The 10,101-nt window shown below is 39.6% G+C and carries 9 protein-coding genes and 1 tRNA gene; 5 read left to right on the plus strand and 5 right to left on the minus strand.

Features of this window, described 5'->3' with window-relative positions; genetic code table 11:
- Positions 1 to 80 precede the first annotated feature (80 nt).
- The 4 genes from N477_RS25100 to N477_RS25115 all read left to right on the plus strand — a co-directional run bounded on the left by N477_RS25100 (position 81) and on the right by N477_RS25115 (position 7,627).
- Entirely contained in the window at positions 81 to 2,318 is a 2,238-nt protein-coding gene (locus N477_RS25100; protein WP_063363928.1) for a TonB-dependent receptor, read from the plus strand.
- An 81-nt stretch (positions 2,319 to 2,399) separates the two neighbouring features.
- A complete protein-coding gene (locus tag N477_RS25105; protein WP_419555256.1) occupies positions 2,400 to 5,042 on the plus strand; it encodes an ATP-binding protein in 2,643 nt (880 codons plus the stop codon).
- 95 nt (positions 5,043 to 5,137) lie between these two features.
- Positions 5,138 to 5,527, plus strand: a complete 390-nt coding sequence (locus N477_RS25110) for a hypothetical protein (protein ID WP_063363926.1) — start codon at positions 5,138 to 5,140, stop codon at positions 5,525 to 5,527.
- Positions 5,528 to 5,917: 390 nt separating this feature from the next.
- A complete protein-coding gene (locus tag N477_RS25115; RefSeq protein ID WP_063363925.1) occupies positions 5,918 to 7,627 on the plus strand; it encodes a hypothetical protein in 1,710 nt (569 codons plus the stop codon).
- 35 nt (positions 7,628 to 7,662) lie between these two features.
- Here N477_RS25115 and N477_RS25120 read toward each other — a convergent pair whose 3' ends face one another.
- From N477_RS25120 to N477_RS25140, 5 genes are read right to left on the minus strand one after another with little or no spacing between them, the layout of a single operon-like run.
- Entirely contained in the window at positions 7,663 to 7,992 is a 330-nt protein-coding gene (locus N477_RS25120; RefSeq protein ID WP_063363924.1) for a TusE/DsrC/DsvC family sulfur relay protein, read from the minus strand.
- A gap of 2 nt (positions 7,993 to 7,994) precedes the next feature.
- Positions 7,995 to 8,264: a hypothetical protein gene (locus tag N477_RS25125; protein ID WP_063363923.1), complete on the minus strand. Its 270-nt coding sequence runs from the start codon at positions 8,262 to 8,264 to the stop codon at positions 7,995 to 7,997.
- Positions 8,261 to 8,620: a sulfurtransferase complex subunit TusC gene (gene tusC / locus N477_RS25130; protein WP_063363922.1), complete on the minus strand. Its 360-nt coding sequence runs from the start codon at positions 8,618 to 8,620 to the stop codon at positions 8,261 to 8,263. The genes N477_RS25125 and tusC overlap by 4 nt, the downstream gene beginning before the upstream one ends.
- Positions 8,617 to 8,970: a sulfurtransferase complex subunit TusD gene (gene tusD, locus N477_RS25135; protein ID WP_063363921.1), complete on the minus strand. Its 354-nt coding sequence runs from the start codon at positions 8,968 to 8,970 to the stop codon at positions 8,617 to 8,619. Before tusD ends, tusC begins: the two co-directional genes overlap by 4 nt.
- A gap of 54 nt (positions 8,971 to 9,024) precedes the next feature.
- Positions 9,025 to 9,696, minus strand: a complete 672-nt coding sequence (locus tag N477_RS25140) for a Bax inhibitor-1/YccA family protein (RefSeq protein WP_063363920.1) — start codon at positions 9,694 to 9,696, stop codon at positions 9,025 to 9,027.
- A gap of 262 nt (positions 9,697 to 9,958) precedes the next feature.
- On the opposite strand from N477_RS25140, the gene N477_RS25145 reads away from it, so the two are divergent.
- Positions 9,959 to 10,049: transfer RNA gene (locus N477_RS25145), tRNA-Ser, on the plus strand.
- Positions 10,050 to 10,101 lie beyond the last annotated feature (52 nt).

Raw genomic sequence — 10,101 nt, forward strand, 5'->3', positions numbered from 1 at the left:
GCAATTTTATTGGAGGTCTTTTCTTTTGGACTATACTCAGTAGTGCAAAGTGAATACTGCAATAACTAACGAGAACGGACATGTTTAAACTCTCTGCCATTTCTATATCCATAATGCCTGTGCTTCTAAGTTCATTTCTATCTTATGCAGCAAATGATTCAATCGAGATTATTGAGGTTCATGCACAAAAACGAAAGCAAAACATCGAAGATGTGAGCGTATCGATTTCAACGATTAGCGCCGACCGTATTGCCCGGCAGGGTATCAAAGATGCGACTGAGCTGGGTCATTTTGTCGCAAATTTAAAAATCAGCCAAAATGCAGCTGAAGGCACGCCGCCAGCAATTAATATTCGTGGTATTGGCTTGTTAGATTACAACACAGCAAATACCTCACCAATTGCCATGTATGTCGATGGTGTATCTGTCGGCTCGGCCAACAACCAAATAGCTAACTTGTTTGATATTGAGCAAGTTGAGGTTTTAAAAGGCCCACAGGGAACTTTATTTGGTAGGAATAGTACCGGTGGTGCATTGCTTGTAAGAACTAAACGTCCTGATGCAGGCAATTATGGTTATGTTAGCTTGGGAGCCGGTACTGATGATTGGCGAAGGGCGCAAGGCGCTTATAACACAACAATTAATGATGAGAGTGCCATTCGTTTCGCTTTTAATCATGCGGACTATGAATATACAAGTTATAACCTGCTTGAAACGTCGCCAGAGGCGGGCCTAAAACAAAGCGATTTACGGCTAAGTTACTTGGGAGAGTGGGACAATTGGAGCGCCTTTGTAAAAGGGTACTACGGTCATTGGGATGGCATAGTACAGCCGGTCGGTAATATTGGTATATTCAAGGATCCAAACCCAGCAGCTCCTGTAAAATGTTCACCTAGTGAAGCTGGAAGTGCTGGGTGTGTAGATAGTTTTGGTTTTAATGATGGCAGCGATGATTTTTGGGCTGTAAGTGTAAACAATGACTCTCCTCATTTAAGTATCTATAAAGGCTGGACAGCTGAACTACAGTGGCAACTAAATGAAGATGCATTTGTAACTTATTCAAATGGTTTTAATCGTCTTGATAGAGACCATACGTTTAATTGTGATGGCAGCCCTCAACGTTTATGTGAAGGCGAACTGGGCTTGAAAAGTGAGCTTGTAACTAATGAGCTAAGATACCAAAGCCAATTAGGTGAAGACTATTGGACAATTGGTCTATTTCAATACCAAGAGCGCATCTATCAAAATAATCACAATGATATTTTAAGGGACTTCAGAGGTATTTTTGCGCCGGAGTTAACAACAACCTTTTTTTACGACAATGAGATTGTTACAAAGTCGATTGCTTTGTTCTCTCAGTATGAGTGGCAGGTGAACGAGCATCATATGCTAACGATTGGCGCGCGCTATTCAGACGAGTCGGTTGAATATGACTCTGTTTCACGGTTAAACTTTATCACAACGCCAGGGGAGCTTGCGGGGTCGCTTATTCCTTTTTATACGGTTAATGGAGAGGTCAAAGACGATGGTTTTTCGGGAAAAGTTGCCTGGAATTATACACCGCATGATGATTTGCTAATTTATTATTCTCTGGCAAATGGCACCAAAAGTGGTGGCTATAATGGAGGCCTACTGTCATCTAAAGAACAAGCTGAGTTAGCGGATTATGGCCCCGAAGAAACACTCTCTCATGAAGTCGGTTTTAAGTTCTCTGAAGAGGATGCCTATTTTCTTTCTGGCGCGATTTTTTATTACGATTATAAAAATCAGCAAGTGTTCATGAACCAAGCCTCTTCAACACCCAATGCGCCACCTTTGCAACTTTTGGAAAACGTTGGTGAGTCGACCATTTATGGTGCAGAACTTGAGTTAGAATATTTGTTCACTGAGGCTGTAACATCGCGGGTAGCCATTGGCTACATTCCTGAAGCAAATTTTGAAGAGTTCATAGATCCGCTTGGTAACCGATTAACTGATAATAGACTTCCTTTTACGTCTGAATGGAATATTTCTGCAGAACTTGATTACTCTTATGAATTGAATAGTGGCGAGTTGGCAGCAGTTATTGGTGTTGATTATCAGTCCGAATATTACTTTGATCAAAACCAGAATCCATATGCGATGCAAGCTAGCTATGCATTGTGGCGCGCTAATGTCACCTACCAGTATCAGCAATGGCAGGTCGGTTTATGGGGCAAAAACTTATTCGATAAAGAGTACAGTCATTTAAAGTTTGATCTTAGTTCTTTCCTTGGCATGTTAGAAGACTTTAAGGGTGAGGGGCAAAGAATTGGTGTTGATGTTACATATAACTTTTAGCGCTCTCTTAGCTTATTCATATGGGTTTTTAGGTCGATAATGTATTTGATTAGACTGACTCTTAGCTTAATTATTTTAGTTATGTCGTACTCAGTGAGTGCTCAGCAATACGTGTACAATGGTATCGAAAAAGGTGTCAATCTACACGACAAGGGTTTGGTGCTTGCTGCAAAGGACGATACGCGCTTCCCTGAGTCATTTGATGATGTAATGAACTGGGCGAGTCGTCTAGAGAAACAAGAAGAGCGAGCATTATTCTCTGGGCGCTATTGGCTTGTTACTCAAATTAAAAATATCTCTAACTATGAGCAGTTGGTTTTATACCCTTACAACACTGTTTTATCCAATATCGAGACGAGAATATACTCAAAAGATGATATTAAGCGCTATTACTCCGGGGGCATGGTGACTAATGAGTTTGCGTTTCATTATGGCAACACCATTGAGCTGTTACCAGACAAAGACTATTACGTCGTTACTTTGTTTGAAAGTGACTATTTTTATACGCCTATTAAATTAGAGCTAGTGCCAGTCAAAGAGTTTAAAGAGCAAGTTGTGATTGATAACTTAATCATGATGATTTGCTTTAGTGTTGGCATTGTTTTGGGCCTTTATAATTTGCTCATTTATATTGGCTCTAAAGATTTGACACACCTTTATTATGCGATATTTGCAGCCACTATGGTGTTTGCATGGAGCCACTTTTTTCATATATCAGATCAGCTTTTTGGCTTCTACTCGGCCCACTTGCATTGGCTAGGCTTTACGTTATCTCCAATCAGTAATGCATTGTTTTATAATTGCTTACTTAAATTAAAAGAAAAGCATCCAAATTTATCTTCGGCCTCTATTTGGGTTGGGGTAATTGCTGCGATAGGTACGCCTTTCAGTATTTTATTTCCTGGATTTGGTTTTCTATGGGCGACACTGTCAACAGGTGTTGCGCTGTGTTTAGGTCTTTATATTGGTATTTTAAGGATCTCAGAAGGCTTTAAACCTGCTCGCTATTTCATCTTAGCTTATGTATGTATGGCAGTACCCAACATGATTGGTAATTTCACTAATTTGGGGTTATTACCACCGATAGCGGTTAATTTGTATTTACTCGGTTTGGTTGGTGTGGCACTGGATGCAATGTTCTTGGCATTTGCCGTTGCGGATAAAGTGCGTTTAACCAGTGAAGAAAATATTGAACTGAATAAAAACTTAGAAGCGAAGGTATTGAAACGCACTTATGAGCTAGAACAGTTAGCTTCAGAGTTACGTGATGCCAGTGAAGCGAAAAGTCGATTCTTGGCCAATATGAGCCATGAGATCAGGACGCCTATGACCTCAATAATTGGTTATGCAGATGGCATTATTCTTGGAGATATTAAACCGCACGAGCGCAATCATGCGATTACCGTCATATTACAAAACTCTCGGCACGTACTCGGACTAATTAATGATATTTTAGATATGTCGAAGATTGAGGCCAACAGACTGGAAGTTGAATTAATCGAGGCCAATTTATTTCAGTCTATTGCGCATGTCGAATCCCTGCTTGGCAAGCAAATAAGAGATAAAGGATTAGAGTTTGATTTAAATTATCAATTCCCTTTGCCAGATTATGTCGTTATTGACCCAACGAGACTGAGGCAAATACTACTGAATTTGACATCAAATGCGTTGAAGTTTACATCGGTTGGTAAAATTTCAATTGAGGTAAGCTGTAAGGACGACAGGCTATATATCAGTGTTAAAGATACGGGTATTGGCATGACAACAGAAGAACAAAAAGAATTGTTCAGCGCATTTTACCAAGCGGACTCATCTACAACACGTAAGTATGGTGGAACGGGATTAGGACTTAATATCTCCAAGAGCTTAGCTCAAAAGTTAGATGGTGATATTGTCGTTGAAAGTGAAGTTGGATCTGGAACTTCATTCACCTTGTCATTGAGTTTATTCACCACTGAGCGAACAAAATGGGTAAACTCGTTTGAAGAAATACATCACCAAAGTGAGCCTTACATACAGGCTGAATCAGAGTTAGATTCTGAGGATCTTAAAGGTGAAGTATTGTTGGCAGAAGATCACAGTGATAATTGTCGCCTGATAACTCGGATTTTAGAAAGAATGGGCTTGAATGTAACGGCGGTAGAAAATGGCCAGTTAGCAGTGCAAGCAGTTTTAGACTATGAATTTGATTTGATTTTAATGGATATTCAAATGCCCGTTATGGATGGTGAGCAAGCATTTAACTTTATTCAAGCAACAGGGTGTACTGCGCCTGTTATTGCTTTGACAGCAAACACCATGAGTCATGAAGTGGAAAGGTATATTAAACTCGGGTTTACTGACCATCTAGCGAAGCCAATAGACAGAGCGCAGTTTGCCAAGAAAATTTCACATTATTTGAATATTACAGTAGATGATGATCTTAATTTACCAGATGAAGAGTTTAAGCAGCTCAAAATGCAATATATTGATGGTTTGCATGAGCAGTTAGTTCAGCTTCAAAATCAGTTAAAATATAAAGACTATGAGGGGCTTGCGCGTTCTATTCACGCGCTCAAAGGTACTTCGGCGATGTTTGATTGTCATGAAATTTATCAAACGGTATCCCAAATTGATTCCTTATTAAAACAAGAAAACTGGCAAGATGTTGAAAGGGCGCTCGCTAGGTTATTTGAACTGATTAATAAGGTGATCGATGAATCTGATTGTGGTCAAGCAGTTTAGGGCTTGACTTACAACTTGAAGAATTTGAATTTGAGGTTTTCATCACCAAAACTTTATAATTGCTAAAAATAATGACAATAAAATAGGGAAAGATTATGAAGTATTTAACGTTATTGTGTGCGCTTGTAAGTCCACTTGCCTTGTCAAATCCTTTGATGGGAACTTGGGAGTTTGTAAGTGGTGAATATGCGACTAAAGACGGCAGAGTGACAGCGTCTGCGCCTCAAGTCACCTCAACCAAAATCATTAATAATACACATTTTAGCTATATCACCAGTAGCGACAATAAGTTTCATTATGCTGGCGGCGGCACTTATCAGCTTAAAGACAATTATTTTATTGAGACGGTAACACTTGGCAATGTTGAGAGCTTAATCGGTCGTAAGATGGCATTCACTTATGAAGTCAAAGGTGACCTTTGGCATCATAAACTCGTTGAAGATGGTAAATTTGTTGAATATGAAATCTGGAAACGAGTGAAGTAGTACCTCCTGATTTAGATGCGACAAGCAGCATTTAAAAGTCACAATGTGAGTTAAGCTACGGCGATCACAGCTTAGCTTAACGCTTTTTCGCTTTAAGCGAAATTTCTCTCCATAAAGTTCAATTTTTGATGTAAAAAACTGTATTAAGCATGTTCTGATGAACTAACATTTAGATTAGTTGGAAAACGTAGTTATTTCTGCATTTTATGATTGAGTTGCAATTAATTATCAATTAATTTGAATAATTATTCTTATTTGGCGCTTTAAAACTCATCCTAAAGTGGGTCATATATCAACAGTAACTGACAAGTGTTAACGTCAGTTACTTTGTCCAATTGTATTTTTTCGCATAAGTTATTTGTACAGGTTAGGCAAAGAAGGTATGCAATCATGAAATCTTACATCCCCTTAGTTATCGTGTCTTTAATAGCTGGCTGCTCATCATCTGAAAGTGATAGCCCCAGTCAAGTAAACAATTCATCCCAGCAAGAAACATCGACTCAGGAAACTGAAAACAGTCAGACAAATACATCTACAGATAATAGTAGTGATACAAACTCAAATATGAATAACGATTCATCAGGGCAAACAGATGCCGGTGATAGTAGTGGAAGTACAGATAATGATGTGACGAATAATCGTGGCGTATATTTCCCGCAATCATTGGCAGTCGCCTCTCCGTTTTCAGATAGCAGTGATGAACAAGATAGGCAATATGTTTACAGAACGCTAGAGGCGAGAGGCCCTGCATCACCAACATACTTTTGGGCGACGAGAAGGATTGATGCATTGTTAAGTGGTGAAACACCCTTAAGAGATGTATTTCGAGTTCGTTCTTTTTATAGAAATAGTGAAAATGCGGATTGTTTTGGACCTCAAGTGAGCTATCAGGGCCACCCTGATGCAACTGATCCTAGTATGAGCTCAGGTACTTTACCGACTGGGGATCTTGGTTTGTGGCTAGCCAGTGCAAAAAACGGAAATGCGTGTGCTGTTGCTCAAACTAATGCTCAACTGCGAGCAGTGAGGGAGCGATCAAGAATGGCATTGATGACTTTGGCGAGTATGGTGTCTGCTGCTATTGATGACGGTTCGGGTTTACCATCTGACGGCAGCTCGATTGATTTGACCACGCAGATGAATAGTAAGGGATTAGCTGATATCAATTTTGATACTGCGAGCATAGAGCTGGCTTCTGGTGTGTGGGAATATCGCGTTAATCTAACCTATACAGTGTCGGGGTCAGATTATGGAATTACGTTATCTATGGTACATACACCTGGTAGTGATGCCATGAATTATACTGGGCTATTAAACTTTACAGTTGAAGGCGAAGTCGGCGTAACAGGTATAGAGTTCCCCGGTGGTAATTGTAGTCAAAATGAACGCACATTGGTGGGTTCGCTAGCTTACGAACGAAGTGCAGAGCAGATGTCTGTGCAATCAAGATCGGCAATCAATTGTGGTCATGGTATTAGTGGGGCATTTAACAGTGACCAACAAGTGGATGTGAAAAACAAATACCATAGTACTGATAACACAGATGGTTGGAGTGAGAATTTTGCAATTTTTGGTGCGAATTTTAATCTCACGAGTTTAGCGGGTGATTATGCATATGCATGGCAAGCGGGTGTGAATGATTCAAATAGTCGGATCTTAAATATTGGATTTAATGATGCATCTTTAGAAAACGGCGAAGCGCATTTTGGCTATGGTACTGACATTGATGTGACAGATGGCATGGTACAAGGGTTTATTTGTAATTGGGCCGGGCCTAATAATAACCACACCTTACAAGATTTTACCCAAAGACAATTCTTTGAATACGATTCATCGACGAATACGTATTTAGGTACCGAGCATCGTGCAAATATTGAATATGCACCGACTAATTCCTGTGAGTACGACGGTACCGCCAGCTTTGTATTCGATATTGATGCAAGTGGTGTTTTAGGTGACATTGCTAGTGAATCAGCAAGCGTTAGTTTCGTAACAGACTTGTGGTCACCCACGGATCCTTCGCTCTCAGTTGCTGAATCTGTGGTAGCAAGAGGGCTATCAGTTCCTGATGTGCCATTCACTTGGCCAGTAGATGAATAATTTTGATGAGAAAGAGAAGGCTGAGCCTTCTCTTTTTATATGCATTTAGCGGGTTTGGGCAAACCTGCAATCTTAGTGGCTTGCTTCGCAGGGCCTTTCGGAAAAAGTTTGTACAAGTAGATACTCTTGCCTTTATCTTCACCCAGCTTTTTGGCAATCGCTTTTACAAGCATTCTAATTGCTGGACTAGTGCCATATTCTTCATAAAAGCTACGTACAAATCGAATGACTTCCCAATGCGCATCGGTCAATGTGATATTTTCACCAGATGCAATGACTGGCGCTAGGCTTTCATCCCAGTCTAAGTGATTTAATAGGTAGCCTTCTTTATCTGTTTCTATTGTTTTATCGTTTACTTCTAACATAATTACCACGTTATAGATTTGTCACTGCTTGCAATAAGGTCAACCCAACTCAAATCATCAACAAGTGTAATGGAGTTGTCAGGTAAAACGCCACGGGCCAAAGCGCAAGTTTCTAGCATAAATATAGGAGCAGGGCAGTTAATTAAGAATTTTGATTGATCATAACAGGCGTCTTGCTGAAGCAATACTTTATCTGTTTGGCTAATTAGACCCATATCAACATTGCTATAATAGCTTATCGGTTTAGAAAAAATATGTACTATTGAACTCATAACTTAACCACGTGATCTTGTTCGCTTAACAGTGCTTGTTGTTGATTTATGTTTAACGCATCTGCGTCTATGGCCAATTGCTCTTTTGATATGGAGAAGTCGTTAAGTGCGTCCTCGCAAACAAATATGCTATCCACATCATAAATCTCTAGTGTTTTAAGCTGTTTCAAAAAGTCTTTTATACCGAGTTGGTTAGGCTTTTGACCTTCTTTCAATGCAAGCACTGAGGGGCCTCTGAACAACCAACTTACCTCTTGATCAATGGCTGCAAAAATCAGAGCCATATCTAAACTGTCGCGGATAATTTGCTTGTCAAATGGTGAAGCGTCACAGATAACTAATACTTTTTTTGTCATTTGAATTGCACCCACTTATCAGCTTTACATGTTTCCATAGCGAATTCAGCTAAACCAGCGACAGTGAATAAACCTGTATCGGATATATTGATACCGCGTTTTTCAGCTGCTGTAACGCAGAGTTTTAATGGTATACCTAAGTCATGAAGGTTTTGCCAGACTGTGCTTACTTGAAGCTCATCGCTTGCAAGCGCAAAATGCTGAGTGGCATGGAGTACCGCATCTTGATATAGAAAAATACACTTGATCGAGTGCTGTTGTTGGAGTGTGGCGCGAGCAAAGCGCTCAATACATTGCAAAGTATCATGATCTGAAGGACCGCAATGTACCGAAATAATGAATTGGCTCAAAGAAAACCCATAAAAAAAGCCCCTAATGGGGCTTATTTTATCAGAATGATAAGATTAGTCATCACTTGACATAACGCCTAATAGCATTAATAGGGAAGTGAATAGGTTGTAGATAGCAACGAACAGGCCTACTGTCGCTAGGACATAGTTAGTTTCGCCACCATTTACGATTCTGCTTGTTTCAAACAAGATCATTGCAGACATAAGCAATACAAACACAGCGTTGATAGCAATGAATACAATTGGGCTACCGATGAAGATATTTACGATAGAAATACCAACAGTTACTAAAATACCAATTGTTAAAAAGCCACCCATGAAAGAGAAGTCTTTCTTAGTTGTCAACGCATAAGCTGATAAACCGAAGAAAATCAATGCAGTTGAACCAAGTGCTTGTGCAATCAGTAATCCACCATTTGGTAAGTTTAAGTATGAGTTAAGCAGTGGACCTAAGCCAAAGCCTAGGATACCTGTAAACAAGAAAACCAGACCGATAGCAGAAGAAGAGTTTGCCTTCTTTTGGATAACAAAAATAAGACCCATAGCAACAAGAGAACAGACAAGACCTGTAAATCTAGGTAATGCCATAGTCATAGAGATTGCAGCAGTTAAGGCACTGAATGCCAAAGTCATTGCTAAAAGAAAGTAAGTGCTCTTAAGCACTTTATTTGTTTCAGTCGTTGACATTACTGCTTTTTCAGTAGTGTACGAATGATTGAACGCCATATTATAGCTCCTTAATAGAAACACGATGTTCCGATAATTAAACTTTCCAAAGATTACCAAGAGTTACATAGTTGAGCAAACCTTTCTCGAATAGTAGACCATTTTTTGAGGTAAATAGTTCAAAGATAACAAAAGATTGATAAAAAATTCGTCAAGCTAGCTGGAATTGTCGTCAAACGAGTTGAATTTTAGCCAAACGATAAAAAAAGCAAAAAAAAAGCTTCACATTCTCAAAAGGTTTCCCTATTATTCGCCCCGCTGCGGAGAGATGGCTGAGTGGTTGAAAGCACCGGTCTTGAAAACCGGCATACGTTAATAGCGTATCTAGGGTTCAAATCCCTATCTCTCCGCCACTATTTGTATTGTGCTTATGCATAATAAAAGTTTCGGAGAGATGGCTGAGTG

The sequence above is a fragment of the Pseudoalteromonas luteoviolacea H33-S genome (assembly GCF_001625695.1).
Taxonomy (GTDB): Bacteria; Pseudomonadota; Gammaproteobacteria; order Enterobacterales; family Alteromonadaceae; genus Pseudoalteromonas; species Pseudoalteromonas luteoviolacea_B.

Excerpts from the sequence above, each read along its gene's own strand:
- N477_RS25125 (WP_063363923.1), bottom strand. The coding sequence starts at position 8,264 with ATGAGTTCAATAGTACATATTTTTTCTAAACCGATAAGCTATTATAGC.
- N477_RS25100 (WP_063363928.1), top strand. The coding sequence starts at position 81 with ATGTTTAAACTCTCTGCCATTTCTATATCCATAATGCCTGTGCTTCTA.
- N477_RS25110 (WP_063363926.1), top strand. The coding sequence starts at position 5,138 with ATGAAGTATTTAACGTTATTGTGTGCGCTTGTAAGTCCACTTGCCTTG.
- N477_RS25105 (WP_419555256.1), top strand. The coding sequence starts at position 2,400 with ATGTCGTACTCAGTGAGTGCTCAGCAATACGTGTACAATGGTATCGAA.
- N477_RS25140 (WP_063363920.1), bottom strand. The coding sequence starts at position 9,696 with ATGGCGTTCAATCATTCGTACACTACTGAAAAAGCAGTAATGTCAACG.
- N477_RS25120 (WP_063363924.1), bottom strand. The coding sequence starts at position 7,992 with ATGTTAGAAGTAAACGATAAAACAATAGAAACAGATAAAGAAGGCTAC.
- N477_RS25115 (WP_063363925.1), top strand. The coding sequence starts at position 5,918 with ATGAAATCTTACATCCCCTTAGTTATCGTGTCTTTAATAGCTGGCTGC.
- tusC (WP_063363922.1), bottom strand. The coding sequence starts at position 8,620 with ATGACAAAAAAAGTATTAGTTATCTGTGACGCTTCACCATTTGACAAG.